At 60.3% G+C, this 24,621-nt stretch carries 26 protein-coding genes and 1 tRNA gene; 16 read left to right on the top strand and 11 right to left on the bottom strand.

The window, feature by feature from the left end:
- Positions 1-730, top strand: a 730-nt coding sequence (locus tag ATY29_RS33480) for a DUF4238 domain-containing protein (RefSeq protein WP_165779373.1), incomplete at its 5' end; no start/stop codon positions are given.
- Between the two features lie 324 nt (positions 731-1,054).
- On the opposite strand, the gene ATY29_RS33490 is transcribed toward ATY29_RS33480, so the two are convergent.
- Together ATY29_RS33490 and ATY29_RS33495 are read right to left on the bottom strand one after the other, a co-directional pair.
- Positions 1,055-1,276, bottom strand: a complete 222-nt coding sequence (locus ATY29_RS33490; protein ID WP_097534059.1) for a hypothetical protein — start codon at positions 1,274-1,276, stop codon at positions 1,055-1,057.
- Between the two features lie 342 nt (positions 1,277-1,618).
- Positions 1,619-1,694, bottom strand: a tRNA-Ile gene (locus ATY29_RS33495).
- Positions 1,695-1,914: 220 nt separating this feature from the next.
- Between ATY29_RS33495 and ATY29_RS33500 the strand changes: the two genes are divergently transcribed.
- On the top strand, positions 1,915-2,283 hold the full coding sequence (locus tag ATY29_RS33500; RefSeq protein WP_003565199.1) for a response regulator: 369 nt from the start codon (positions 1,915-1,917) through the stop codon (positions 2,281-2,283).
- 121 nt (positions 2,284-2,404) lie between these two features.
- On the opposite strand, the gene ATY29_RS33505 is transcribed toward ATY29_RS33500, so the two are convergent.
- The 3 genes from ATY29_RS33505 to ATY29_RS33520 all read right to left on the bottom strand — a co-directional run bounded on the left by ATY29_RS33505 (position 2,405) and on the right by ATY29_RS33520 (position 4,194).
- Entirely contained in the window at positions 2,405-2,596 is a 192-nt protein-coding gene (locus ATY29_RS33505) for a hypothetical protein (RefSeq protein ID WP_003565196.1), read from the bottom strand.
- On the bottom strand, positions 2,593-3,258 hold the full coding sequence (locus ATY29_RS33510) for an acyl-homoserine-lactone synthase (RefSeq protein ID WP_003565194.1): 666 nt from the start codon (positions 3,256-3,258) through the stop codon (positions 2,593-2,595). The genes ATY29_RS33505 and ATY29_RS33510 overlap by 4 nt, the downstream gene beginning before the upstream one ends.
- A gap of 210 nt (positions 3,259-3,468) precedes the next feature.
- Complete coding sequence (locus tag ATY29_RS33520) at positions 3,469-4,194, bottom strand: LuxR family transcriptional regulator (RefSeq protein WP_003565188.1); 726 nt, start codon at positions 4,192-4,194, stop codon at positions 3,469-3,471.
- Positions 4,195-4,318: 124 nt separating this feature from the next.
- Here ATY29_RS33520 and ATY29_RS33525 point away from each other — a divergent pair, with 124 nt between their 5' ends.
- Positions 4,319-4,513 (top strand): hypothetical protein, encoded by a 195-nt coding sequence (locus tag ATY29_RS33525; protein WP_003565186.1) that lies wholly within the window; start codon positions 4,319-4,321, stop codon positions 4,511-4,513.
- 599 nt (positions 4,514-5,112) lie between these two features.
- Here the strand turns inward: ATY29_RS33525 and ATY29_RS33530 are convergent.
- Together ATY29_RS33530 and ATY29_RS33535 are read right to left on the bottom strand one after the other, a co-directional pair.
- Positions 5,113-5,352: a DUF2934 domain-containing protein gene (locus ATY29_RS33530; protein ID WP_003565184.1), complete on the bottom strand. Its 240-nt coding sequence runs from the start codon at positions 5,350-5,352 to the stop codon at positions 5,113-5,115.
- 25 nt (positions 5,353-5,377) lie between these two features.
- The gene (locus ATY29_RS33535; protein ID WP_003565183.1) at positions 5,378-5,602 is read right to left on the bottom strand and encodes a hypothetical protein; all 225 of its coding nucleotides are present in this window, start codon (positions 5,600-5,602) and stop codon (positions 5,378-5,380) included.
- A gap of 361 nt (positions 5,603-5,963) precedes the next feature.
- On the opposite strand from ATY29_RS33535, the gene ATY29_RS33540 reads away from it, so the two are divergent.
- Positions 5,964-6,347 carry a BRA0787 family protein gene (locus ATY29_RS33540; protein WP_003565180.1) on the top strand — a complete coding sequence of 128 codons (384 nt, stop codon included), beginning with the start codon at positions 5,964-5,966 and terminating at the stop codon, positions 6,345-6,347.
- A gap of 115 nt (positions 6,348-6,462) precedes the next feature.
- On the top strand, positions 6,463-6,876 hold the full coding sequence (locus ATY29_RS33545) for a DUF4174 domain-containing protein (RefSeq protein WP_025416676.1): 414 nt from the start codon (positions 6,463-6,465) through the stop codon (positions 6,874-6,876).
- Between the two features lie 209 nt (positions 6,877-7,085).
- On the opposite strand, the gene ATY29_RS33550 is transcribed toward ATY29_RS33545, so the two are convergent.
- The gene (locus tag ATY29_RS33550) at positions 7,086-7,796 is read right to left on the bottom strand and encodes a GntR family transcriptional regulator (RefSeq protein WP_025416675.1); all 711 of its coding nucleotides are present in this window, start codon (positions 7,794-7,796) and stop codon (positions 7,086-7,088) included.
- 270 nt (positions 7,797-8,066) lie between these two features.
- On the opposite strand from ATY29_RS33550, the gene ATY29_RS33555 reads away from it, so the two are divergent.
- From ATY29_RS33555 to ATY29_RS33585, 7 genes are all read left to right on the top strand, one after another.
- Positions 8,067-9,155: an ABC transporter ATP-binding protein gene (locus ATY29_RS33555; protein ID WP_025416674.1), complete on the top strand. Its 1,089-nt coding sequence runs from the start codon at positions 8,067-8,069 to the stop codon at positions 9,153-9,155.
- 53 nt (positions 9,156-9,208) lie between these two features.
- Positions 9,209-10,507 (top strand): ABC transporter substrate-binding protein, encoded by a 1,299-nt coding sequence (locus ATY29_RS33560; protein ID WP_003565172.1) that lies wholly within the window; start codon positions 9,209-9,211, stop codon positions 10,505-10,507.
- Between the two features lie 166 nt (positions 10,508-10,673).
- Positions 10,674-11,588 (top strand): ABC transporter permease, encoded by a 915-nt coding sequence (locus ATY29_RS33565; RefSeq protein ID WP_003565170.1) that lies wholly within the window; start codon positions 10,674-10,676, stop codon positions 11,586-11,588.
- Position 11,589: 1 nt separating this feature from the next.
- On the top strand, positions 11,590-12,411 hold the full coding sequence (locus ATY29_RS33570; protein ID WP_003565169.1) for an ABC transporter permease: 822 nt from the start codon (positions 11,590-11,592) through the stop codon (positions 12,409-12,411).
- 1 nt (position 12,412) lies between these two features.
- Entirely contained in the window at positions 12,413-13,150 is a 738-nt protein-coding gene (locus tag ATY29_RS33575) for an aspartate/glutamate racemase family protein (RefSeq protein ID WP_003565167.1), read from the top strand.
- A 5-nt stretch (positions 13,151-13,155) separates the two neighbouring features.
- On the top strand, positions 13,156-13,767 hold the full coding sequence (locus ATY29_RS33580) for a flavin reductase family protein (RefSeq protein WP_003565165.1): 612 nt from the start codon (positions 13,156-13,158) through the stop codon (positions 13,765-13,767).
- An 89-nt stretch (positions 13,768-13,856) separates the two neighbouring features.
- On the top strand, positions 13,857-14,354 hold the full coding sequence (locus ATY29_RS33585; protein ID WP_003565164.1) for a heme-degrading domain-containing protein: 498 nt from the start codon (positions 13,857-13,859) through the stop codon (positions 14,352-14,354).
- Between the two features lie 40 nt (positions 14,355-14,394).
- Here the strand turns inward: ATY29_RS33585 and ATY29_RS33590 are convergent, their stop codons facing one another.
- The gene (locus ATY29_RS33590; RefSeq protein WP_097534061.1) at positions 14,395-15,654 is read right to left on the bottom strand and encodes an AGE family epimerase/isomerase; all 1,260 of its coding nucleotides are present in this window, start codon (positions 15,652-15,654) and stop codon (positions 14,395-14,397) included.
- A 168-nt stretch (positions 15,655-15,822) separates the two neighbouring features.
- Here ATY29_RS33590 and metH point away from each other — a divergent pair, with 168 nt between their 5' ends.
- Positions 15,823-19,596 carry a methionine synthase gene (metH, locus tag ATY29_RS33595; RefSeq protein WP_097534063.1) on the top strand — a complete coding sequence of 1,258 codons (3,774 nt, stop codon included), beginning with the start codon at positions 15,823-15,825 and terminating at the stop codon, positions 19,594-19,596.
- 164 nt (positions 19,597-19,760) lie between these two features.
- The gene (locus ATY29_RS33600) at positions 19,761-19,991 is read left to right on the top strand and encodes a type II toxin-antitoxin system Phd/YefM family antitoxin (protein ID WP_097534065.1); all 231 of its coding nucleotides are present in this window, start codon (positions 19,761-19,763) and stop codon (positions 19,989-19,991) included.
- A gap of 31 nt (positions 19,992-20,022) precedes the next feature.
- On the opposite strand, the gene ATY29_RS33605 is transcribed toward ATY29_RS33600, so the two are convergent.
- Positions 20,023-20,787, bottom strand: a complete 765-nt coding sequence (locus tag ATY29_RS33605; protein ID WP_097534067.1) for a GntR family transcriptional regulator — start codon at positions 20,785-20,787, stop codon at positions 20,023-20,025.
- Positions 20,784-21,665 carry a glucosamine kinase nucleotide-binding domain-containing protein gene (locus tag ATY29_RS33610; RefSeq protein WP_097534069.1) on the bottom strand — a complete coding sequence of 294 codons (882 nt, stop codon included), beginning with the start codon at positions 21,663-21,665 and terminating at the stop codon, positions 20,784-20,786. Before ATY29_RS33610 ends, ATY29_RS33605 begins: the two co-directional genes overlap by 4 nt.
- A 530-nt stretch (positions 21,666-22,195) precedes the next feature.
- Here ATY29_RS33610 and ATY29_RS33620 point away from each other — a divergent pair.
- Positions 22,196-23,452, top strand: coding sequence for an ABC transporter substrate-binding protein (locus ATY29_RS33620; RefSeq protein ID WP_003565151.1), 1,257 nt, complete (start codon positions 22,196-22,198; stop codon positions 23,450-23,452).
- Positions 23,453-23,670: 218 nt separating this feature from the next.
- The gene (locus ATY29_RS33630) at positions 23,671-24,618 is read left to right on the top strand and encodes a carbohydrate ABC transporter permease (protein WP_003565150.1); all 948 of its coding nucleotides are present in this window, start codon (positions 23,671-23,673) and stop codon (positions 24,616-24,618) included.
- Positions 24,619-24,621: the final 3 nt, after the last annotated feature.

The raw sequence follows: 24,621 nt of genomic DNA on the forward strand, positions 1-24,621 counted from the left end.
TATCTTTTGGTGGACACTTCATGCCTCAGAGCACTGCGCTTCAGAAGGCGCACGGAAATTCGCGCTTACGCTTGTCCCTGATTTGGAAGAGTTGCTCGGTAGATCATTTGAGACACCCGCTGGAGACATCATCAAGGATATTGTTCAGACGGAGCGCCTCGATTTGCAGCCCGAGCAACGTTTCGCGCTCGTGGCATTCGTCGTGTTGCAGTGGTATCGAACGCCTGGGAGGTTTTTTAAGCAGCAGGAGGACTTGCGCAGGCTCATTCCGACATTGCCTCACCCCGCGAACAAGATGCGTCCTCTTGGGAAGGCGGGTGATGGCGAAGACCTTTTGAGGGATATGAGGTTGTTCGCGATGCCGGGTGAAGTCTTCAATCTGGCCTTAGTGCTGCAGCGTGCCGATCTTTATCTGCATAAGCTGCATGAAGGCGAGTTTTTATTGGGGGATGATCCGGTTACCGTGATGAATCCAAGCATTCAGCTCGCTTCGAACGTAGTAGCGCATTTTACCATCACGGCACAGGGATCCCAGGTCTTTCTGCCAATATCGCCTCAATTGGGTATTCATCTTCATACGCGGATGGACGCGACGAGGGGGGATGTCGGCAGAACAATAATCGAGCCAATTATCTTGGATGCACGCCGTAGAGCGCCTTTAAATCAGCTTCAATTCAAGAACGCATTACTATACGTGACGTCCCAAAGTGGGGATTTTCCGGACATCTAGCATCCGCAATTACAGCATGCGCTTAGCCCGCCGCCCCATCATTTCTTGTCTACTCGAGATCTTCGGTCCATTCTCGGATCGGACAAGGGGGCAAGCTTATGAAGGTGTATCAACTAATATTCAGGCTTCTGCAGATGCCCTGGAGAGCGGAAGTTACTCTCGTGTATCGAGGGCAGTTGGTCCCGGCGACATCAGTCTCTCCGACCCAAAACGGAAAAGTGGTGATCACCAAGAGCAATGAGTTCTTCGGCGATAAGGAAGACATGCCGGTGGTAAGACGCGGGCGTATCGTCAGGCTAAGATAATCTCACCGCCCATCTTCACTCAGAGTTCGTCGCCTTCGCTGTAATCAACGTAGATCGTTCCTACAGGCTTTCCAACGCGGTCTTTGACCTCATGGTGGCCATCGTCAAATTCCTGTTTTTCGATCCGATCGGCTAAAGCCCTGAGGACGTCGGCCGCCCATTTATTCAGGACTGCGGGTGATGGTCCGGTGAAGTTCAGTTCCACATCACATTTGAGGTACTGCGTGAAGTGATCATCCATGACTCTGCTTTCCTTGGTGACTGGTCCGTCATTCGCCCCGCCATAAAACCCGATTCTTTGAAAACTAAATATCTAGATTCATCTGCGGCTGTCTATTTGGGTGGTCAGATTTGACGTACGAGGCTGGATGACGCGCAACGAAAGTGCCGGGAATGGCCACTCTATGAATCCGGCAGATGAACTGGCCGTGGATGCGATGGCGTTCTAACGAACCTTTGAGGGGTCTTTGAAGGCGATTTGACACGAGTTCTCGAATTTCAAAAATTCCGGTTTCTCGTGTCAAAATTCCGAAAATTCGCGTCCGGCTACAAACCGTGGAAAATCAACGGCGAAAAAAGGGAATGGTGGGCCCGGAGGGACTCGAACCCCCAACCAAGCGGTTATGAGCCGCCGGCTCTAACCATTGAGCTACAGGCCCTCAGCGTCGGTGTCCGGCGCCTTGGTGCCGGAGGCCGGCACCGTGATGCCGGGGCAATGGTTCCCGCAGCATCGGTTCGCTCTAACGCAAATTGCAGGGAGCCACAAGCGCAGAGCGCAAGCATCTGTGGACGATGCATATTTCATGGATGCGGGCACTGGAACCTTGTGGCGCCGGCGACAATTACAGAGATTGGATTCGATGAAGAAGGCGATCGTAGATGGTGGGGTTGAACAGTGCCGTGGTGCTTATCGTCGAGGATGAGCCGCTGATCCGTTTCAGTGTCCTCGATGTGCTTGAAGATGTCGGCCATATAGCGCTGGAGGCGGCCAATGCCGACGAGGCGATGGTGGTGCTGAAGGGCCGGCAGGATGTCGATATCCTGTTCACCGATGTCAACATGGCCGGTTCGATGGACGGTATCCAGCTTGCCAAGCGGGTGAGGGCGATGCGGCCGAATATCCGCATCATCATCACCTCGGGCATGGTGCGGCTCGACCCGATGGCGCTGCCCGCCAATACCGCTTTCCTGCCGAAGCCCTACATGCACGACGCGCTAATCTCGACCATAGATTCCTTGATGTCATGAGGGCGATTCCTTGATGACATGATAGGGGCGCGCAGCCGCAAAACGGGGACTGGTTTTGCGGCTGCGCGCGAGGCGCCGGGAGACTTGCCTCCTCTTCAGGCGCACGGAGGGGGTCACGCCCTCAGCTGAAGTTGCTCTTCAGGGCCTCGTTCTCGTGATGGGCCTTCTTCTCGTAGATCGTGAACAGCGCCATCGAGAGAAGATAGGAGAGGAAGGGATCCCCAATTTGCGTGGCGATGTCGCGGGAGGCGAGCACGTGGCGCTCCAAGGCGCCGATATCTTTCTGCAATGCGGTTTCAACGATGCGGCTCATGCTGCCATCTCCAGGAATTGGGTTACGACCGAGCGGGCCGGAACATGTCTGATGAAAAGGGGTAGGGTCAGGCCGAGGGCTGTGCGCATCTTGCGCAGCACGCGGTCCGACACTTCGAAGGCGCCGCAGCAGACGGGGTACTTGCCGTAGCCGTCTGCGCGGCCGAGTTCTTCCACTTCGGCGCCTGCGCGTTTGTAGACGCGCTTGAGATAGGGCTCGTAGTTGGAAATCATCGTATGGATGCCGTGATCGAGCGCGCATTCGCAAAGCGCAAGCAGCATCATCGAAAAGGCGCGGGCGGCATCGATATTGGGGAAATCCTTGGCGATCGCCTCCTCATCGATGCACATGCGCGTGCCCTCCCAGATACCCGGCGCAATGAGATCGGCGGCATCGGGGAACGTCTCACGGAAGACGTCGTAGAGAAGGGTCGGGCCGGTCGTCGGCATCAGGCGCATGCCGCCGTAAAGACGGGTGCGGCTGTCGTTGCACCAGACCAGATAGGCGGGAGCCAGCGCGTCGTAGCTGTCGCGTTCGTAAGGGCCGATGACGGGAACGTCCCAGCCGAGCGTATCGGCGAACACCTTCTTGCGCAGGCGAAACATCTGGTCGAGTACGGCAGCGTATTTCTGATACTCATGTGCCTGAATGATAACGAACATTTTGCCCTCCAGCGTTTTCAAGTTCGTGGAGAGCAGAATGGTTCAGCCGGGCCGGATCGGAAATTCCCTCAGATGGGCCCCCCCAGATGAGGGGATTAGCCCGAAAGTATCAGGAGTGGTCACGACACGCGAAATCGAGGCGCGGCCGGGAAGGATCGCGATCCTTCTTTGGATCGACACATCTTGTTTTCGCAAAATCGATTGCGATTCTCAGGGATTGATGATGCGCAACTGCACCGCCCGTGAGGCGGCCGCCGAAATCGTGGCGCAGCCGAGCTTGAAGCGGGCGGTCTTCAGATAATCGCGCGTGGTGTGCTCGGATATGCCGAGGATGACCGAGATATCCTTGTAATCCTTGCCGAGTGCCGTCCAGTGCAGGCACTCGATCTCGCGCGGCGACAGCGCCGGCACCGGGTCGTTTTCGCCGTGCAGCTCGTAGACGGCCTTGCGATGGATCAGATGGGCGATCTCGATCCATTCGTTGCGGCAGCGGCGCACAAGCTCGGTCCATTCGTCAACCGGGATGCGGGCATTCACCGACAGCAGCGCGCGGCGCTGCGCCTTGTCGGCGACGGGAATGGAATAGCCGTTGCCGCCGATGCCATGCTTCTGGGCGTCGACCAGCATGGCATAGGCTTCCGGCGTCGGCTCGACCTCGCTCCAGTCGAAAGGCAGCTGACGCTCGAAGCCTTGCTTGACGATCGGATCGACCTTCACATAGCTGTTCAGCAGATAGCGGGAGACCCAGGCATCCGGATAGGTGGTGCGCACGAAGGGCGAATCGATCTTGCTGGCGATCGTCTGGGCAAGGTGGTAGGTGACGAAATCGAGCCCATACTCCGCCTGCAGAATGCGGATGGCCGCATCCACGTTGGCCGCGGCCTTGATCTGTTCGAAGGCGGGTTCGAACTTTTCGCTATAGGTATTCTCAATCATTTCCACTGCCCCAATTCCCTCAATCCTACCGTGAGGACTGTCTTAAATACAAGGCATCCCCACATATGCGGGGAATGACAACCCCGGCTCCGCCTGCTAGCGCCTTTCCACGAGGAGACCTCATATGGACAGCAAGAGACCCTTCGAGATTGCCGAATGCCAACAGGCCGCAAAGGGCCTGAAATCAAGCTGGCAGGACATGGCGGGCTCCGAAGCGCTGATCCGCGCCCTCGTTGCCGAACGCAACGGCGACACCCCCCTGGCGCTATTCTGGACCGAGGTCCACAGGGCGCTTAGCGTGGAAAACAAGGTTTTCTGACATGGCCGCCCCCGGCAGGGCGTTCAGGCTTTTCCCCGAGATTACAGCACAGGCCTAGCGCCGGGATTGGCCACGGCGAGATGAAATCCGTGTCCTGCGAGCGACCGCGTTTTCATTCCCATCCGTTTCCGATTTTGCGAAGAGAGTGTCGAGCGGCAATGTCGCGGGCGGACAGACGGAAAGCCGGTACTCCATGGATTTATGCCAATATGCTTGATGAATCGTTTCCAGCCGGAGCAGTGGCGGTCGGGGAATCGGTTGCGCTGTATCATTGCGGGCAGTTTCTCCCCACTGGGAAGAAGGGCGCAAGTGCACGGTCATCATTCCTGTAGCACAGGCTTAAGGGGAACGAGGCGCTTCCACGATTCTCCTCTCCCCAGCGGGCGAGATGCCGGCAGACAGATGAGGGTGAGCGGTGCAGCCGCGAATGCACGCAGGGATAGCGAATCCGCGGGGCGTAGCCTCGAAGGATCGGGCTGGCCATCCGCCATTGTCCTTCCAGGCCCCTTATGGTGTAGCCAAGAATGCGCGCTGATCGGTGTGCCGTTTAGCGGCCACCGGGTGCCATATGATGCCGAGCGCTGACAACGCGATTGGGATCAGCCAACCTTCGTCGATGGATTGACCCAATCCTGGCGGGGCAGTTCGGGCCGCGGCGGCTTTGGTCGGAACTTCACCAACACCTCGCGGCCGTCGACAGAGGCTTGCGTGCGTTCCAGTGCGTTGCGTTCGGCCACCGCCTGGCGCCAGTGATCGTCACCGCGTCCGTCGGGACGGCCCTGTTCTTCCCAGATGGCGTAGGCTCTCTTGCTGATCCATTCGTGACGTCGGTCGCTCATCTGTTAATTCCGTTCGATCAAGGTGTTATTCGGCAATTCTGTCCTGCGGAATTGGTGCGTCCTGCCGAACGGGCAGGCGGCGCTTGGCGGCCATCAGCAGGTCGAGTTCGATCGAGGAGGGCCCGAAACGGGTGAAAAGGCTTTCGGCCTGCTCGCCACCCAGGCCATATTTGGAAGCGAATTCATCAAGGCTATAGGGGCGGCCGCGCAGGATTCTGCTTCGGCGCTCCGGTTCACGGATTTGCGTCATCGGTGGTTACCCCAGACTGTTTTGCAAAGTGTGAGGACAAAACAAATTACAGCGGCAAAAGTTCCGTGAATTTTCAGGGTTTTTTCGCCTGATCGTGCCATTGCGGGGCGATCTGCAGGCGGTGGCATGGATTTTCAGGAAGGGTCGTCGTTGAGAAAATTTCGTCTAAAACGCGCAAGAAAATCAGTGCGTTATGGAATTGGCTTCCGGAATGGCGCATAATTGGGCTTTACCCCAGCGCGTTAGTCTATAGAATCAATAGTGTTATTCGGTTCGCAGGGGCAGCAAAACCTTCCATTCCCCGCGTTGGCGCGACCGATACCGGAGGACTTTGGCCTCAACCCATCAAGAGGAGACAGACATGATGAATGCCCTGCCGCCACTTCATGACGGCCACGCGCCGTTTACCCTCCAGCAGCTGTTTCGTGAAGCGCTCTACGCCTTCGAGGAATGGGACAGCGAATTGACCGAACCGATCGTAACCTACGAAGGACGAGTCATCCCCATCGGTTTCGTTTTCGAGGCTATGCGCGAATGCACCGACATCGTGCCGATGAACATCGTCGGCGCCGTCACCGAGCGGCTGACCAAGCCGTGGGAGGGCGAAGGCCCACTCGACCAGATGACTTTCTCGACGGCGGCGCGCGTCATGCGCGTGCTGGTGCGCAAGCGCCTCCTTGCCAATGGCACGGTCGATCTCGTCGCCGTTTCGGCCCACGCGGCCGAAGATCAGAGCCGCGACTGACAGGATGAGGATCGCGGCCAGGGCTGCGATCCTTTTCCGCTCCTTGGCGGAACCTCGCCCATTGCCAGCCGTTTACCGGCATGCCCGCCGCCAGTGCGGGTGAGGAATGAGCACCATGCTGAAATCTATCGTTCATGAAATCATCGGCACGCCTCGGCGTGAGCCGGAACTTCCGCAGTCGCTCGAGCAGTTTCGCGACAGGAAGCGGGTGCTGATCATCTTTGCCGACGCCCAGGACGACCGGGCCGTCATCCAGGACGAATGGCTGCGCAACGCGCATATGCGTCTCATCGAGGAAGACGTCGAGGTCTTCATCATCGCCGGCGGCGGCGCTTTCTCGCTGCTTGACGACGGCTCCGAACTCGATGCCGACGATGTCAGGGAGCGGCTGCAGGGGCCGCCGTCCGGCGAGTTCGGGCTGATCCTGATCGGGCGCGACGGGACGGTCAAACTGCGCTCCAGCGAGCCAAGGACCGCGGAGGATATCTTTGCGGCCTTCGAGATGCTGCCGAAGCAGACGCCTTGGTAGGGATTGGGCCTGCGCGTAACGCGACGGGGCGTGGCGAAGCTGTGTGTCCGGCGTCTCCGCATGCCGATTGTCTGGAGTAACTCCAGGAAAAGTGCGAAGCGGTTTTCCCAGGCAAAGCGCGAAGCGCTTTTGCCGGGAATTGTGCAAATACAAAAGGTTAGAGCGATTCTGCGCTTCTACGAAAACCTGAACCGCTCTAAAGGGTATTGCTAAAGCTCGAAGGCTTCCTTGAGGCCGAGACTCTTGCGTTCGCGCAGGTCGAGATCGGCCTCGATATGGGCGATGTGATGCAGCATCAGCCGGCAGGCGCGGTCCAGTTCGTCGCCTTCGATCGCCGCAATGATGTCGCCATGTTCGGAATGGCCGCAGCTCGATACGGTCGACTGGCCATAAAGCGCGATCACCAGCGATGAGCGGGCAACGAGCTCTTCCATGAAGCGCTGCATGATCGCGTTGCCGGAGATTTCCGCCAGCCGCAGATGGAAATCGCCGGATGCCTTGATCTCGGCGCGGCGTGCCGTCTGGCCACGCTCGCTCATCAGGCGGCCTTCCTCCAGCAGAAGCTGTTTCAGCTGGCTGATGTCATCGGGGGTGATCCGCGCCGCCGCTTCGCGCAATATGCCAGGCTCGACTAGGCGGCGGGCGGCAAAGATCTGGCGAGCCTCATCGGGCGAGGGATAGGCGACGAAGGCGCCGCGGTTCTTCGCGACGCTGACGAGGCCTTCATAGGATAGTGCTTGTAGCGCCGCGCGGGCAAGCGTGCGGCTGACATTAAAGAGATTGCCGACATCGTTTTCCGATAGCTTTGTGCCGGGCGAAAGTCTGCGCTCGACGATTGCTACGCGAATGGAATCGCGGATCAGTTGTGTGCTGGTTTCAGCGGAGTCTTCGGCCTGCGTGGCCTTGGCAGCGGATTTCATGAAAATCGATTTCCTGATGATCGGCAAACCATATCCGGCTTCCTCGCAAAAGTTAAACGGAATTTGTGCTCGAAGCTTGGGACGTATTGTATACGATCATCTGCATAAATTGCAGACGATAGCCTAAATCCTGTGCAGACGCCTTTCTGCTCATAAATTACCTTTCCCGGATGTGTGGCAGATAAAGCCGCTGATTATCAACACGTTGAGAAGTTGTCAGCGAATTGGCACGGCATGTGCATCGCCTTTTCCCAAACAGGGGAAGGCATGATGTCGAAAGCGGCAGAGATCGATATAGTATCCGTTTCGAAGGTTTATGGGGCGACGACCGCGGTCGATGCGATCAGCCTGAAGATTCCGGCCGGCTCCTATTGCTGCTTCCTCGGCCCGTCCGGCTGCGGCAAGACCTCGACGCTGCGCATGATTGCCGGCCATGAGAGCATTTCGTCGGGCGATATCCGGCTCGGCAGAATAGTCGTCACCGATTTTCCGCCGGCCAAGCGCGGCACGGCGATGATGTTCCAGTCCTACGCGCTGTTCCCGCATCTCGACCTTATCGACAATGTCGCCTTCAGCCTGAAGATGAAGGGCGTCGACAAGGCGGAGCGGCGAACCAAGGCGCTCGAAATGCTGAGGCTGATGCAGATGGAGCCCTATGCCAACAGGCGCCCGGCCCAGCTTTCCGGCGGCCAGCAGCAGCGCGTGGCGCTGGCGCGCGCGCTCATCACCGATCCGGAGGCGCTGTTGCTCGACGAACCACTGTCGGCGCTCGATCCATTCCTGAAGATCCGCATGCGCGCCGAACTCAAGAAACTGCAGAAGTCGCTCGGCATCACTTTCGTGCATGTCACCCACAGCCAGGAAGAGGCGATGGCGCTCGCCGATATCATGGTGATCATGAATGACGGCCGGATCGAGCAGGCGGCCGCCCCGCGCGAGGTCTTCGAGAAGCCGGCAACCGCCTTCGTCGCGCGTTTTATGGGCGATCACAACGTGCTTTCCGGCCAGGTAACATCGAGCGAGAACGGCGTGCTCGTCATGACCGTGCCGGAGGGGCAGAGCTTTTCCGTACGGGGCGAGCGCAGGGAGGTCGGCGAGGCTATCGATATCGGCATCCGCACCGATCGCGTGCTGCTGAAGGTGGCAACCGAATGGACGCTCGGCTTCAACGGCATCGTCTCCAATATCGAATATCGCGGCTCTTCGGTGAAGATCACCGTTCTCGGCGCCGGCAGCGACGACTTCACCGTCATATCAGACGACGGCGATTATTTCGACCGGCCGGTCTCGGTCGGCGATACCGTCGCGCTCAGCTGGGCGCTCGACGATGCCGTGCTGCTCGGCCGACCTTCTGCATAAGCCATCACCATCAATAACCATGTACCTTCCATATCAAGAAAAGGGGAACTGACATGACGACTGAAATGACATCGACCAAGGCGGAGAAGGGTCTTTCCCGCCGCACGCTTCTGAAGACGGGTGCCGCTGCCGTCGGCGCCATTGCCGGCTCCGGCGCCATCACCGGTTTTCCCACCATCTGGGCGAAGACCAACATCACGCTTCGCCAGTTCGGCACCGGCGTTTCCAACATCAATGCCATCGCCGAGAAGTGCAAAGCCGATCTCGGCATCACGCTGGAGATGACGGCGACCGATTCCGACGCCGCTGCCCAGCGCGCCGTCACCCAGCCCGACAGCTACGACATTGCCGACATCGAATACTGGATCGCCAAGAAGGTGTTTCCAACCGGCGTTCTGCAGCCGATGGACGTCAAGAAGCTCAAATATTACGACAAGATCGTGCCGCTGTTCATCAACGGCAAGCTGAAGGCAGACAGTGTGATTGCCCAGGGGACGGCGCCGCACACGGTCGGCTTCGTCGAGGCGCAGGGTTCCAAGAAGTTCGCCAAGGAGCCGACGCAGTGGATGACGATGGTTCCCACCATCTACAATGCCGATACGCTCGGCATCCGCCCCGATCTCACCGGCCGTCCGATCACCAGCTGGGCCGATATTCTCGATCCGGCCTTCAAGGGCAAGACGGCGATCCTCAACATTCCGTCTATCGGCATCATGGATGCGGCGATGATCATGGAAGCCGCCGGCAAGATCAAATATGCCGACAAGGGCAACATGACGAAGGAAGAGATCGACAAGACGATCGAGTTCCTAATCAAGACCAAGGGCGACGGCCAGTTCCGCGCCTTCTGGAAGTCGTTCGATGAGAGCGTCAACCTGATGGCCTCGGGCGAAGTCGTCATCCAGTCGATGTGGTCGCCGGCTGTGGCCGCCGTCCGCTCCAAGGGCATCGCCTGCACCTTCCAGCCGCTGAAGGAAGGTTATCGCGCCTGGGGCGGCGGTCTGGGCCTCGCCTCGCATCTCAAGGGCGCCGAGCTCGATGCGGCTTATGAATATATCAACTGGTACACATCAGGCTGGGTCGGCGGCTACCTCAACCGCCAGGGCTACTATTCCGCCTGCATGGACACCGCCAAGGAATTCATGTCGGCCGACGAATGGGGCTACTGGATCGAAGGCAAGGCAGCGACCGGCGACATCCTGTCTCCTGAAGGCAAGGTCATGGAGAAGGCCGGTGCGGTTCGCGACGGCGGCTCCTTCGAAGCCCGGATGGGTGCCGTCGCCTGCTGGAACTCGGTCATGGACGAAGACCGCTACATGGTCCGCCGCTGGAACGAGTTCATCGCGGCTTAAAGCCAAGTCGGCGTTTGCCGTTTTCCCCTCCCCAACCCTCCCCACAAGGCGGAGGGGGTCAGGTGAGGCAGTGCGGCACAAAGCTCCCTCCCCCTTGTGGGGAGGGTTGGGGAGGGGTCTTTTGTGAGCCCTCCTTTCATCACTTCGACAAATGAAAGGGCAAGGGATGGCGACCATCGCTTCAGAGCAGACGGATCCGGCTTCGCAGCCGACGCGCAGCCGCGCCCTGCGCCTTTCCCCCTCGGCGATCTCCTATCTCCAGGCGACGCCGCTGTTCGTCATTCTCGGCTTCTTCTTCCTGCTGCCGATTGCGATGATCGGCATTGTCAGCTTCTGGGATTACGATTTCGCCGGTCTCTATCCCGATTTTCTCACCATGAACTACACCGATACGCTCGGTTCATGGGTGACGTGGAAGACCTATCTCAACACGCTGAAGTTCACCGCCATCGTCTGGTTATTGACGCTCGTCATCGGTTTCTGGGTCGCCTATTTCCTGGCCTTCCACATCCGCAAGACCTCGACGCAGATGATCCTCTTTCTCGTCTGCACCGTGCCGTTCATGACATCGAACATCATCCGCATGATCTCGTGGATCCCGGTGCTCGGGCGCAATGGTCTCGTCAATTCGTCGCTAATCAAGATGGGTATCATCCCGCAGCCGATCGAATGGCTGCTCTATTCCGATTTCGCCGTCGTACTCGCCATGGTGCATCTCTACACGCTGTTCATGGTGACGCCGATCTTCAACACGCTGATGCGCATCGACCGGTCGCTGTTCGAGGCGGCGCGCGACGCAGGCGCGTCGGGCTGGCAGGTGCTTTGGAACGTCGTCATTCCGCTGGCCAAGCCCGGCATGGCGATCGGCACGATCTTCGTCGTCACCCTAGTCATGGCCGATTTTTCGACGGTGCAGGTGATGTCCGGCGGCCAGAGCGCCTCGGTGGCGCTGATGATGAAGAACCAGATGTCGTTGCTGCAATATCCGGCGGCTGCCGCCAATGCCGTGGTGCTGCTCGCTGTCGTGTTGCTAATGGTCGCGGCGATCCTGCGCGTCGTCGATATCCGCAAGGAGCTTTGAGATGAGCCACGAGAAACGCGGCCTGGAATTCTATCTGCTGGCGATTTTCTTCGCGGTCTTCGTGCTGTTCCTCTACGGCCCGCTTTCGGCGATCCTGATCCTTTCCTTCCAGGGGCCGGACGGCGGCCTGACCTTCCCGATGAACGGCGTTTCCACGCACTGGTTCTTCAACCTGTTCGAGAAGCAGGCGGTCGGCGATTTCGGCGCCTCGTTCCGCCGCTCCTTCACCCTCGGGCTGATGGTAATGGCGGTGACCGTCGTTGTCTCGCTGCTTGCCGGCCTTGCCTTCCGCCGCCGTTTCCGCGGTTCGACGGCGCTGTTCTACGCTACCGTTGCCAGCCTCGTCGTGCCGTCGATCATCATTTCGCTCGGCATCGGTGTCGTCTTTCAGGAGGGAGGGTTGAAGCCCGCCTGGTATTCCTCGGCCTTCGGCGCGCATCTGACCTGGACGCTGCCGTTCGGCGTATTGATCATGTTTGCCGTCTTCAACCGTTTCTCGCCTGCTTATGAAGAGGCGGCGCGCGACCTTGGCGCTACCTCCTGGCAGACGTTCCGCCACGTCGTTCTGCCGATGATCGCGCCGAGCCTGATCGGCGTCGGCCTGTTCGGCTTCACGCTCTCCTATGACGAATTCGCCCGCACCTTGATGACCTCGGGCAGCTACAATACCTTGCCGCTGGAAATCTACGGCATGACGACCAACGTCACGACGCCGGTGCTCTATGCGCTCGGCACGGTGACGACGCTGTTTTCCTTCACCATCATTCTCATCGCGCTCGGCATCATGACCATGCTCAGCCGGCGGCAGGCAAAGATTAGCTGACATGCGCATTCTCATCATCAATCCGAATACCACCGCCTCCATGACCGAGAAGGCCGCGGCCGCCGCCCGCGCGGTGGCGGCATCCGGCACGGAGATCATTGCCGCGACATCCAGCATGGGGCCCGTTTCGATCGAGGGCCATTATGACGGGGCGCTGGCCATCCCCGGACTGCTGCACGAACTGAAGGAGCGGCAGGCGGGCTACGACGCGGCGGTCATCGCCTGCTTCGACGACACCGGGCTCGAAGCGGCGCGGAGTTTCGCCGATGTGCCGATTCTCGGTCTTTGCGAATCCGCCGTCGTGACCGCCGGCTTCCTGGCGCAGCGCTTCACCGTGGTGACGACGCTGGAGCGGTCGCGGGTGCTGATCGACAATCTTGTGCGCCGCTACGGCATGGGCGACCGGGCCAAAGTGCGCGCCTCCGATATTCCGGTGCTGGAGCTGGAGAACGCTGCCTCGGATGCGATCGGCAAGCTGAGAGCCGAGATCGAGCGGGCGCTTGCCGACGGCGCCGAGGCGATCGTGCTCGGCTGCGCCGGCATGACGGATCTGGCGAGGCAATTGCAGGCGATCTATGGCGTGCCCGTCGTCGACGGTGTGGCCGCCGCCGTCAAGCAGGCCGAGGCGCTGGTCTCGCTCGGGCTTTCCACCAGCAAGCGCGGCTCCTATGCCTCGCCGCTGCCGAAACCTTTTGTGGGCGCGTTAAGCGCCTTCTCGCCGGCGCTGAAAATCGGCTGAGCCTCATGGCGGTTTCCTTCGATTTCAAAAAGCTCGGCGAGCGCGAACGCTATAAGCTTATGATCGGCACGATCATCCCGCGGCCGATCGCGCTGGTGACGACGGTCGACGAGCATGGCCGGATCAACGCGGCGCCCTTCAGCTTCTTCAATTGCCTGTCGGCCGATCCGCCGATCCTGGCGATCGGCGTCGAAAACAATGCCGACATGTCGTTCAAGGATACCGGTCACAATATCCGTATGACCGAGGTCTTCACCGTCAACATCGTCTCCTTCGCCATCGCCGAGGCAATGCATGTCTGCGGCAGCAAGTATCCGCGCGGCGTCGACGAGCTGAAGGAAGCTGGATTGACGGCGGTGCCGGGCGAGAAAGTCGCTTCGCCCTTCATCGCCGAGGCACCGGCTGCCTTCGAATGCCGGCGGCATGTGACGCTGGAGCTTGGCCGCTCGCGGCAGATTATCCTGGGTGAGATCGTCTATGCCCATTACCGCGACGGCGTCGTCGATCCGGAGCGGCTGCATGTCGATCCGGCTGCGGTCGATGCCATTGCGCGGCTCGGCGGCGATACCTGCGCCACCATCCGCGATCGTTTCGAGATGCTGACGCCGAAGCTCTGAGTCATGGGGTAGCCCCAAGTTTTTGCTTTACTTTTTTGCTCCCGGCAAGAATGGTCCAGCGGATCATCACGGCAGAGGAGTGCTTAGCCATGACAATCGAACAGGATCTCAGCCGGATCGCCGAGCAGGAGAAGGCGCTGAGCTTCGACGCCTTCGATCTGACGACGGCATGGCAGCTCGGTAAGCTCCTGCAGGAACTCGCCACCGAGCGCGGCCTCGGCATCGCGATCGATGTGACCCTGCATGCGATGCCGGTCTTCTATGCCGCCTTGCCGGGCGTGACGCCCGATAACGTCAATTGGGTCCGGCGCAAGCGTAACATGGTGCTGCGCTATTTCCGCAGCAGCTATGCCTCCGGCCTGAAGCTCGCGAAAGACGGCAAGACGGTCGAGGATAACGGGCTCGATGGCGCCGACTATGCGCCGCATGGCGGCAGTTTTCCGATCAACGTCAAGGGCACCGGCTGCATCGGCGCGGTCACCGTCTCCGGCCTGCCGCAGCGCGACGACCACAATCTCGCGGTCGAGGCGCTGGCGCTGATGCTTGCCAAGGATCTGGATACGCTGCGGCTCGCCGCGCCGCTCTGAGCGGGCCGTTGCTGCGCCGGCGGGCGTCGAACCACTGACCTCAGAGCTTGCCGCCGGCCTCGGCGATGCCCTTCGTCAGGCTGCCGGTTGCGGGGAAGAGTGGGATGAGGCAGGCCTGCAAAGCATGGTAAATGTCGCCCTTGCCGGGGAAGAGCGAATGCGAGGGAACGAGATCCTCCGTCAGTTCCTCGTGCCAGCCGCCGTTCTTGTGGTCGATGAAGGCGCGTTCGATCACGTTCCAGATCTTGCGGTAGCTCTCCTCGTGGAAATCGCTCGGCAGGTGTTCGTTGAGGAAATGGGCGGCAGCCGCACCTTCGCAAGCCGGCCACCAGAGCTTGTTGCGCTTGGCGGGCTTGTCGTCCCAGTCGAGCGTATAGAAAAAGCCGCCCTTGTCATTGTCCCAGCCGAGCGCCATGGATTGCGCAAAGAGCGCCTTCGCCGCGTCCGGCATCCATTCGATGCGTTTGCCGCCGAGCGCCCAGAGCTGCAGGATCAGGCGGGCCCATTCCAGCCAGTGGCCGGGCGTCGTGCCGGCCGGGCGGAACATTTCGTTCGGATGATAGTAGGTCTTGTCGAGCTTCCATTCGGCGTCGAAATGCTCGGCGACGCGCCAGTCGACGGAACCGGCCAGCCGGCGGATGACGAGATCGGCGATGCTTTCGGCTTTGGTCAGGTACTCCCGGTCGCCGGTGGCCTCAAAAGCGGCCATCAGCGCTTCGGTCAGATGCATGTTGGAGTTCTGGCCGCGATAGGCGCCGCCGTCGAGCGGCTGCCAGTCGGCGGTGAATTCCTCGGCGATGGCGCCGTGCCGCGCTTCCCAGAACCTGGTGTTCAGGATCTCGGTGATATCGTCGAGCATGCCGTCGGCGAGTGGGTGGCCGATCGTCTTGGCGGATGAGGCGGCGAGCAGCACAAAGGCGTGGCCATAACCCTGTTTGTTGGTGTCGACAGGACCGTCATTGTTAAGCGACCAGAAATAGCCGCCGTTTTTCCGGTCGCGATGGTGGTTCCAAAGGTAGTCCATGCCATGGTCGACGAGATCGCTAGCACCCGGACGGCCGAGCAGCGTGCCGATCGAGAAACAATGCACGGCGCGCGCCGCGATATGGATGCTGCGAACCTGGCCCTCGGCATCGAGAGGTTGGCCGACATTGTCGAGGTCGTAGAAGCCGCCCTTGGGATTGCGAGAATTATGTTGGAAGAAATCGAAGAGGCCGTTTGCCTGGGCAAGCAGCCAGCCGCGATGATAGGCACGGCTTGTCCAGTTTCCAAGCACGGGGCTGCCGGTTGCGGGTGCCATGATGTTCCTCCGATTTCGTGCACAGGCGTCGCAAACGCCTATATAGAGGTCGGGCGAGTCTGTCATCGCTGAAGACTTGCGAAGCACGAAATCGATAGGCATATATTGACATAAAGATATCTTTATGTGATCTGGAAGACTGGTCTTACGACGTCAAGGAGCCTTCCCGTGTTTGATACCCTCTTTGGTCCGGAAACGGGCAAACGTGACGGCAATGAAGTTTTCGCAGCTTTGAGAAAGGCCGCGAGCGAGCGCATCCTTGTCCTCGACGGCGCCATGGGCACGCAGATCCAGGGGCTCGGTTATGACGAAGACCAGTTCCGCGGAACCCGTTTCATCGGCTGCGCCTGTCACCAGAAGGGCAATAACGACCTTCTGATCCTGACCCAGCCGGATGCGATCGAAGAGATCCATTACCGCTACGCCAAGGCCGGCGCCGATATCTTGGAGACCAACACCTTCTCCTCGACGCGCATCGCGCAGGCCGATTACGAGATGGAAGGCGCGGTCTACGACCTCAACAAGGAAGGTGCCGAGATTGTGCGCCGGGCCGCCCAGCGCGCCGAGCGCGAGGATGGCCGCCGCCGTTTCGTCGCCGGCGCCATCGGGCCGACCAACCGCACCGCCTCGATCTCGCCCGACGTCAACAATCCCGGCTTCCGCGCCGTCACTTTCGACGATCTGCGTTCCGCCTATGGCGAGCAGATCGACGGGCTGATCGACGGCGGCGCCGACATCATCCTGATCGAAACGATCTTCGACACGCTGAACGCCAAGGCGGCGATCTTTGCCTGCGAGGAACGTTTCGAGGCCAAGGGGATCCGCCTGCCGGTGATGATCTCCGGCACGATCACCGACCTTTCCGGCCGCACGCTGTCAGGCCAGACGCCGTCGGCCTTCTGGAACTCGGTACGCCACGCCAATCCCTTCACGATCGGCCTCAACTGCGCGCTCGGCGCCAATGCGATGCGCCCGCATCTGCAGGAGCTTTCCGGTGTCGCAGATACCTTCATCTGCGCCTATCCGAATGCCGGCCTGCCGAACGAGTTTGGCCAGTACGACGAAACGCCGGAACTGATGGCTGCGCAGATCGACAGCTTCGCCCGCGAAGGCCTCGTCAATATCGTCGGCGGCTGCTGCGGCTCGACGCCTGAGCATATCAAGGCGATCGCCGAGACCGTCGCCAAGTACAAGCCGCGTCCGATCCCCGAGCATCGCCCCTTCATGTCGCTGTCGGGTCTCGAACCTTTCGAGCTGACCAAGGACATCCCCTTCGTCAATGTCGGCGAGCGCACCAACGTCACCGGCTCGGCGAAGTTCCGCAAGCTGATCACCAATGCCGATTACACGGCGGCACTCGATGTGGCGCGCGACCAGGTCGAGAACGGCGCCCAGGTGATCGACATCAACATGGACGAGGGCCTGATCGATTCCGAAAAGGCGATGGTCGAGTTCCTCAACCTGATCGCCGCCGAGCCCGATATCGCCCGCGTGCCTGTCATGATCGATAGTTCGAAATTCTCGATCATCGAATCTGGCCTGAAGCGCGTCCAAGGCAAGCCGATCGTCAACTCGATCTCGCTGAAGGAAGGCGAGGAAAATTTCCTCGCCCAGGCGCGGCTCCTGCACAATTATGGTGCTGCCGTCGTCGTCATGGCCTTCGACGAGACGGGACAGGCAGACAGCTATGAGCGCAAGGTGGAAATCTGCACGCGCGCCTATAAGTTGCTGACCGAGAAGATCGGTTTCCCGCCAGAGGACATCATCTTCGACCCGAACATCTTCGCGGTCGCGACCGGCATCGAAGAGCACAATAATTACGGCGTCGACTTTATCGAGGCGACGCGGACGATCCGGGAGCGCATGCCGCTCGTCCATATCTCCGGCGGCGTCTCCAACCTGTCCTTCTCGTTCCGCGGTAACGAGCCGGTGCGCGAGGCGATGCATGCCGTATTCCTCTACCACGCCATCCAGGCGGGCATGGACATGGGCATCGTCAATGCCGGCCAACTCGCCGTCTACGACAATATCGATCCCGAACTGCGCGAGGCCTGCGAGGATGTGGTGCTGAACCGCCGTCCCGACGGCACCGAGCGGCTGCTTGAAGTGGCCGAACGGTTCCGTGGCGCCGGTGCCAGGGAAGGCCGCGTCCAGGATCTGTCGTGGCGCGAATGGAGCGTCGAGAAGCGTCTTGAACATGCGCTGGTCAACGGCATCACCGAATATATCGAGGCTGACACCGAGGAAGCGCGCCAGCAGGCCGCCCGGCCTTTGCATGTCATTGAAGGCCCGTTGATGGCCGGCATGAATGTCGTCGGCGACCTGTTCGGCTCGGGCAAGATGTTCCTGCCGCAGGTGGTCAAGTCGGCGCGTGTCATGAAGCAGGCGGTCGCCGTGTTGCTGCCCTACATGGAAGAGGAAAAGCGCCTGAACGGCGGCGAAGAACGTCGCTCGGCCGGCAAGATCCTGATGGCGACGGTCAAGGGCGATGTGCACGATATCGGCAAGAACATCGTCGGCGTCGTGCTTGCCTGCAACAATTACGAGATCGTCGACCTCGGCGTCATGGTGCCGGCGACGAAGATCCTCGAAACGGCGATTGCCGAAAAGGTCGATATCATCGGCCTCTCCGGCCTGATCACGCCGTCGCTCGACGAGATGGTGCATGTCGCGGCCGAGATGGAACGTCAGGGCTTCGAAATTCCGCTGCTGATCGGCGGGGCGACGACCAGCCGCGTGCATACGGCCGTGAAAATCCACCCCGGCTACAATAAGGGGCAGGCGGTCTACGTCACCGATGCCAGCCGCGCCGTCGGCGTCGTCTCGGCACTGCTGTCGCCGGAAACGCGCCAGGGCTATGTCGACGATACAAGGGCCGAATATGCCAAGGTGGCGGCCGCCCATGCGCGCAGCGAGGCCGAGAAGGTCCGCCTGCCGTTGCCACGGGCCCGGGACAATGCGCATAAGGTCGATTGGTCCGCCTACCAGCCGACCAAGCCTGAGTTCTTCGGCACGAAAGTGTTCGAGGATTACGATCTGGCCGAGCTTGCCCGATATATTGACTGGACGCCGTTCTTCCAGACCTGGGAACTGCGCGGCCGCTACCCCGCCATTCTCGAAGACGAGAAGCAGGGCGAGGCTGCGCGTGCGCTCTGGGCCGATGCGCAGGCGATGCTCAAGAAGATCATCGACGAAAAGTGGTTCCGCCCGCGCGCCGTCATCGGCTTCTGGCCGGCCGGCGCCGTCGGCGACGATATCCGCCTGTTTACCGACGAGAGCCGCAGCCAGGAGCTTGCCACTTTCTACACGCTGCGCCAGCAGCTTTCGAAGCGGGATGGTCGGCCAAACGTGGCGCTCTCCGATTTCGTCGCGCCTGTCACAAGCGGCGTGCAGGATTATGTCGGCGGCTTCGTGGTGACGGCTGGCATCGAGGAAATCGCCATCGCCGAACGCTTCGAGCGGTCGAACGACGACTATTCCTCGATCCTGGTCAAGGCGCTGGCCGACCGTTTCGCCGAAGCCTTTGCCGAGCGCATGCATGAGCAGGTGCGCCGGGAATATTGGGGTTATGCCAAGGACGAGACACTCAGCAATGAGGATCTCATCACTGAAGCCTATGCCGGTATCCGCCCGGCGCCCGGTTATCCCGCCCAGCCAGACCACACCGAAAAGGTGACGCTCTTCAAACTGCTCGACGCGGAAAAGACGGCCGGCGTGAAGCTGACCGAGAGCTATGCGATGTGGCCAGGCTCCTCGGTCTCCGGCCTCTATATCGGCCATCCCGACTCCTATTATTTCGGCGTTGCCAAGGTGGAGCGCGATCAGGTCGAAGACTACGCCAAGCGCAAGGGCATGGAGGTTTCCGAAGTCGAGCGCTGGCTCGGGCCGGTGCTGAATTATGTGCCGCGCAAGACGGATGAGGAGATCGACGACGCGGCGTAACGACCGCTTGCCGCGTCTTAATGCAATGAATCAAGAGACGATGAAGCCGGAAAGTGATTCCGGCTTCATGCTTTTGATGTGGCTTGATAACTTCCCGTGGTCAGACTGTTTGAATTCGATAGCGGAAATGACGATGGAATGGCATTCTTAGGAATGAGGCCGCAATGCAAGTAACCATCCGCGCAGCAAAGGCCGACCTGTCGAAATTGATCGATGCCGTTCTTTCAGGTGATGAGGTGATCATCGCCAAAGGGGGCAAGCCCGTGGCGAGGGTCGTTCCGATTGAAAGATCTTCTTTCAAAATCGGTCTACTCAAAGGGCGAATCACTGGAGACGGGCCGGAATTCTTCGAGCTGATGGACGAAGGGGCGCTCGCGGCCTGGAAAAGGAAATAGTGAATTCCTTCTGCTTGATAGATGTCCAGCCTTAGCTCACCCCGATCGTCAGCTCGGCGACGAAATCATAGGCGTCGCCGCGATAGAGCGAGCGGGTGAACTCTACGGCGCGGCCGGAGCCGAGATAGGAAATGCGTTCGATCGACAAGCCGGCCGCACCCACGGAAACGCCGAGAAGCTGGGCGTCGGCTTCCTTCATATTGGTCGCCGAGATGCGCTGCACGGCGCGCACCGGGCGGACCTGCAGGCGTTCGAGCTCGGCATAGAGCGACGTGGTGACGACGGAGGGATCGGGGAGGAATTCGCCGGAGACGCTGGCATTCTCGATTGCCAGCGGCTGGTCGTCGGCGATGCGCAGGCGGGAGAGGCGCGAAACCTTCACATCGGTGCCCAGACCGAGGATCATCATTTCATCGGGTGAGGGAGTATGGATGCCCTTATGCAGCCACTCGGAGCGAGAGGACATGCCGCGGCGCGCCATGTCCTCGGTGAAGGAGGTGAGCTGCGACAGCCGTTGCTCGACCCTGGACACCGGCTTTGCGACGAAGGTGCCCGAGCCGTGGCGGCGCACCAACAGACCGTCGGCGACGAGTTCGTCGATCGCCTTGCGCACGGTGACCCGGCTGACGGCGGCAAGTTCGGCGATGTCGCGCTCCGGCGGCAGCGCGTCACCGTGACCAAGTGTGCCGGCGCGCACGGCCTCTTCGAGCGTGCGGCGCAGCTTGACGTAGAGCGGGCCGGTGCCGGCCGCCTGCAGGCGTTCCAGGGAGAGGATTGTGGCGAGATCATCGGTCATGCCGAACCTCTCTGTCGCTCGTTCAGGAGCTTAACCGCAAGTTCCACCGCGCCGTGAAGGGCATCGTTTTTCGGTTTGGCTAGCAGCGGCCTATAGCGGGAAAGCCAGGGTTCATAGGCTTCGGCAAGACCGCCAAGCAGGCAGATGGATGGGCAATTGGGCCAAAGCAAGGCTTCGAGGCTCTCGCCGATCGCCGTTGCCGCGTCCGTGACGATGCCGACCGCGACCGCATCGCCCTTGGCGGCATGTTCGAAAACGACAGGCGCGTAACGGGCAAAATCCGTCGGTCGCGCCGAATGGGCGAATTCGACGATGTGCTCGGGATCATTGCCGTATTCGGCCATGACCGCATCGGTGATCGGCGATGCCGGGCGCACGCCGTCATGGGCGAGCAGCGACCGCTCCATGAGGTCGCGACCGAGGCGGGCGCCGCTTGCCTGGTCGCCGACGACGAAGCCCCAGCCGCCGATGCCGTTCAGCCGACCATCTTTCCGAGCATTATAGACCGAGCCGGTGCCGAAGGCGCCGACGATACCGTCGGCATCGCCGAGCGCGCCCTGCAGCGCGATCAGCGCGTCGGTAACAACGCGGCCTTCGGCGAAGGGCAGGGCCTTTTCGATTCGCTGGCCATAATCCGTGACATTGGCGCCAGCGACTCCGACCACCGCTGCGACGGAGGAGATGGTTTCCGCGGCGAGCCCGGCATCGCGCAAAGCCTGCCGGGCGGAGTCGGCGATATTGAGAAGAGAATTGTCCAGATCGGACAGGATATTGGCAGGCCCCGATTTGCCGCGGCCGATGATAGTGCCGTTTCTGTCCGCGATCGCGGCCCGGCAGCTCGTTCCGCCGCCATCTATCCCGATTGCAAGCTCCGTCATCGGACCTCCGAATACGCCGTTCCCACCTGTTTTTCATACAATACCAAAAAAATACCATTTACCAAGTGCGAATGACGGAGAAATTTTTGATTTTTATCTATTTGATTTTACTAGATAAAAATTTTTAATGAAGCCATGTCGGCCTAAAAGTTAAAATTCGTCTGGACAATTGGTATTTTTTTGGCCTTAATTCAACAAAAGGGAACAGCGTTTCGAAGCCCACGAAAACCGGCAGCAAAGCCAAGCCGGAACCGCTTCGAAGATGATTGCCAGAATGCCAGCGGCCCTGTCGGGCCGGCGATGGAATTCAGGCATCCATTGGCTTTCCGATTATTTTCGCGCGTCCGGTGCAGGTCACGGAAAAGCGCGCAGTCCGGCCGCAGGCGATCCGCCTTCGCGTCCATCGAGCTTTCGGGACCGGCAGTCGCTGGCGGTCCTCCAAGGGGCGTTTGGGTGTTTCCTCAGGCACGCCAACTGCTTGTTTCAGATCAAAACAGCGCCGTCGGGCGCTTAAAACACAGGAGAGGGAAATGAAAAACACTGCTCTGAAAAGCTTCCTGCTTGCCTCGAGCCTGCTGACATCGGCAGGTCTCGTCCATGCCGCCGACGTCACGCTGACGCTCGAAAGCTGGCGCAACGACGACCTGCAGATTTGGCAGGAAAAGATCATTCCGGCGTTTGAAGCGAAGAACCCGGGCATCAAGATCGTCTTCTCGCCGACCGCGCCGACCGAATACAATGCTTCGCTGAACGCCAAGCTCGATGCCGGTTCCGCAGGCGACATCATCACCTGCCGTCCGTTCACGTCGCTCGAGCTCTTCAACAAGAAGCAGCTCGTCGACATCACCAGTCTGCCTGGCATGGAGAACTTCTCTCCGGTCGCCAAGGCCGCCTGGTCTACGGACGACGGCAAGTCGACCTTCTGCGTGCCGATGGCATCGGTCATCCACGGCTTCATCTACAACAAGGACGCCTTCGACAAGCTCGGCATCTCCGTGCCGAAGACGCAGGACGAGTTCTACGCAGCGCTCGACAAGATTAAGGCCGACGGCACCTACATCCCGCTCGCCATGGGCACCAAGGATCTCTGGGAGGCCGCCACCATGGGCTACCAGAATATCGGCCCGAACTACTGGAAGGGTGAGGAAGGCCGTAAGGCCTTGATCGAAGGCAAGCAGAAGCTGACCGACGCCGAATGGGTCAAGCCTTATGAAGAGCTTGCCAAGTGGAAGCCCTATCTCGGCGACGGTTTCGAAGCCCAGACCTATTCGGACAGCCAGAATCTCTTCACACTCGGCCGCGCCGCCATCTACCCGGCCGGTTCGTGGGAAATCTCGCTGTTCAACAGCCAAGCGCAGTTCAAGATGGGCGCCTTCCCGCCGCCGGTTCCGAAGGCCGGTGACACCGGCTACATCTCCGACCATCCGGACATCGGCGTCGCCCTGAACGCCAAGAGCACGCATGCCGAGGAAGCCAAGAAGTTCCTCAGCTGGGTGGCTTCGCCCGAGTTCGCCGACATCTATGCGAACTCACTGCCGGGCTTCTTCAGCCTGAACTCCACCCCGGTCAAGATGTCCGATCCGCTCGCTCAGGAGTTCGTCTCCTGGCGCGGCCCGTACAAGTCGACCATGCGCTCGACCTATCAGATCCTGTCGCGCGGCACGCCGAACCTCGAAAACGAGACCTGGGTGGAATCGGCCAACGTGATCAACGGCACGGATACGCCGAAGGTCGCCGCCGAGAAGCTGCAGAAGGGCCTCGACAGCTGGTACAAGCCGGCCAAGTGATGTGACGAGGGGCGGCTTTTGCAGCCCCTCATCCGGCCTGCCGGCCACCTTCTCCCCGCGAGCGGGGAGAAGGAGACTCGCAAGCGACCTCCCAACCCGACTGGCATTCAAGCAGGGTATATTGCCTTCCCCGCCAAGCGGAGAAAGGCTGAGGCGAGGCGCAACGTTTTCCATCTCAGCTGCGCCTTGCGGCCAGTCGACAAGAACAGGCAGAAGCCATGAGCCAAACCGACAACGCGATCGATATCGTCCCGATCAAGCGCCCGGTGCGCTGGCACATCTTCGTCTTCATGCTGCCCGCCGTGATCGTCTATTCCGCCGTCATGGTGCTGCCGCTCATCGAAACGCTCAGGCTTTCGCTCTACAATATCGTCGACGGGCAGCCGGCCTTCGTCGGGCTGGCGAATTTCAAGGTGCTGTTCGGCGACCCGCGCTGGGCGCATGATTTGTGGAATGCCCTCGTCAACAACCTGATCTTTTTTGCCATCCATATGTGCGTTCAGAACCCGATCGGAGTGGCGCTTGCCGCCCTGCTTTCGGTGCCGAAGCTGCGCGGGGTCGCCTTTTACCGCACGGCGATGTTCCTGCCGACGCTGCTCTCCTTCGTCATCGTCGGCTTCATCTGGAAGCTGATCCTTTCGCCGATCTGGGGCGTGGCGCCTTGGCTTATGAGCCTTGTCGGTGCGAAATGGCTTTTTGCGCCCTGGCTCGGCCAGTCCGGTCCTGCGCTGATCGCCGTTTCGCTGATCTCTAACTGGCAATATATCGGCATTCCGATGATGCTGATCTATGCGGCGCTCCTCAGCATTCCCGAAGAGGTGATCGAGGCGGCCGAATGCGACGGCATCACCGGCTGGGCCCAGTTCTGGAAGATCAAGCTGCCGCTCATCCTGCCGGCGATCGGCATCATCTCGATCCTGACCTTTGTTGGCAATTTCAATGCCTTCGACCTGATCTACACCGTGCAGGGAGCGCTTGCCGGACCTGACATGTCGACCGATATTCTCGGCACGCTGCTCTACCGCACCTTCTTCGGTTTCCAGCTTCAGCTCGGCGACCGCTCCATGGGCGCGACGATCGCCACGGTGATGTTCCTCATCATCCTCGCCGGCGTCTCGCTCTATCTCTTCGTCATCCAGCGGCGCATGCGCCGCTACCAGTTCTGAGGA

This window comes from Rhizobium hidalgonense, from assembly GCF_002914525.1.
Lineage (GTDB): Bacteria > Pseudomonadota > Alphaproteobacteria > Rhizobiales > Rhizobiaceae > Rhizobium > Rhizobium hidalgonense.

What these genes read in the sequence shown, in the direction of transcription:
- ATY29_RS33605 (WP_097534067.1), bottom strand. Translation starts at nt 20,787, where the DNA reads ATGACCGATGATCTCGCCACAATCCTCTCCCTGGAACGCCTGCAGGCG.
- ATY29_RS33565 (WP_003565170.1), top strand. Translation starts at nt 10,674, where the DNA reads ATGGCGACCATCGCTTCAGAGCAGACGGATCCGGCTTCGCAGCCGACG.
- ATY29_RS33505 (WP_003565196.1), bottom strand. Translation starts at nt 2,596, where the DNA reads ATGAGCCGCATCGTTGAAACCGCATTGCAGAAAGATATCGGCGCCTTG.
- ATY29_RS33525 (WP_003565186.1), top strand. Translation starts at nt 4,319, where the DNA reads ATGGACAGCAAGAGACCCTTCGAGATTGCCGAATGCCAACAGGCCGCA.
- ATY29_RS33520 (WP_003565188.1), bottom strand. Translation starts at nt 4,194, where the DNA reads ATGATTGAGAATACCTATAGCGAAAAGTTCGAACCCGCCTTCGAACAG.
- ATY29_RS33535 (WP_003565183.1), bottom strand. Translation starts at nt 5,602, where the DNA reads ATGACGCAAATCCGTGAACCGGAGCGCCGAAGCAGAATCCTGCGCGGC.
- ATY29_RS33545 (WP_025416676.1), top strand. Translation starts at nt 6,463, where the DNA reads ATGCTGAAATCTATCGTTCATGAAATCATCGGCACGCCTCGGCGTGAG.
- ATY29_RS33600 (WP_097534065.1), top strand. Translation starts at nt 19,761, where the DNA reads ATGCAAGTAACCATCCGCGCAGCAAAGGCCGACCTGTCGAAATTGATC.
- ATY29_RS33550 (WP_025416675.1), bottom strand. Translation starts at nt 7,796, where the DNA reads ATGAAATCCGCTGCCAAGGCCACGCAGGCCGAAGACTCCGCTGAAACC.
- ATY29_RS33540 (WP_003565180.1), top strand. Translation starts at nt 5,964, where the DNA reads ATGATGAATGCCCTGCCGCCACTTCATGACGGCCACGCGCCGTTTACC.
- ATY29_RS33575 (WP_003565167.1), top strand. Translation starts at nt 12,413, where the DNA reads ATGCGCATTCTCATCATCAATCCGAATACCACCGCCTCCATGACCGAG.
- ATY29_RS33560 (WP_003565172.1), top strand. Translation starts at nt 9,209, where the DNA reads ATGACGACTGAAATGACATCGACCAAGGCGGAGAAGGGTCTTTCCCGC.
- ATY29_RS33590 (WP_097534061.1), bottom strand. Translation starts at nt 15,654, where the DNA reads ATGGCACCCGCAACCGGCAGCCCCGTGCTTGGAAACTGGACAAGCCGT.
- ATY29_RS33620 (WP_003565151.1), top strand. Translation starts at nt 22,196, where the DNA reads ATGAAAAACACTGCTCTGAAAAGCTTCCTGCTTGCCTCGAGCCTGCTG.
- ATY29_RS33630 (WP_003565150.1), top strand. Translation starts at nt 23,671, where the DNA reads ATGAGCCAAACCGACAACGCGATCGATATCGTCCCGATCAAGCGCCCG.
- ATY29_RS33570 (WP_003565169.1), top strand. Translation starts at nt 11,590, where the DNA reads ATGAGCCACGAGAAACGCGGCCTGGAATTCTATCTGCTGGCGATTTTC.
- ATY29_RS33500 (WP_003565199.1), top strand. Translation starts at nt 1,915, where the DNA reads ATGGTGGGGTTGAACAGTGCCGTGGTGCTTATCGTCGAGGATGAGCCG.
- ATY29_RS33585 (WP_003565164.1), top strand. Translation starts at nt 13,857, where the DNA reads ATGACAATCGAACAGGATCTCAGCCGGATCGCCGAGCAGGAGAAGGCG.
- ATY29_RS33580 (WP_003565165.1), top strand. Translation starts at nt 13,156, where the DNA reads ATGGCGGTTTCCTTCGATTTCAAAAAGCTCGGCGAGCGCGAACGCTAT.
- ATY29_RS33530 (WP_003565184.1), bottom strand. Translation starts at nt 5,352, where the DNA reads ATGAGCGACCGACGTCACGAATGGATCAGCAAGAGAGCCTACGCCATC.
- ATY29_RS33510 (WP_003565194.1), bottom strand. Translation starts at nt 3,258, where the DNA reads ATGTTCGTTATCATTCAGGCACATGAGTATCAGAAATACGCTGCCGTA.
- ATY29_RS33610 (WP_097534069.1), bottom strand. Translation starts at nt 21,665, where the DNA reads ATGACGGAGCTTGCAATCGGGATAGATGGCGGCGGAACGAGCTGCCGG.
- ATY29_RS33490 (WP_097534059.1), bottom strand. Translation starts at nt 1,276, where the DNA reads ATGGATGATCACTTCACGCAGTACCTCAAATGTGATGTGGAACTGAAC.
- ATY29_RS33555 (WP_025416674.1), top strand. Translation starts at nt 8,067, where the DNA reads ATGTCGAAAGCGGCAGAGATCGATATAGTATCCGTTTCGAAGGTTTAT.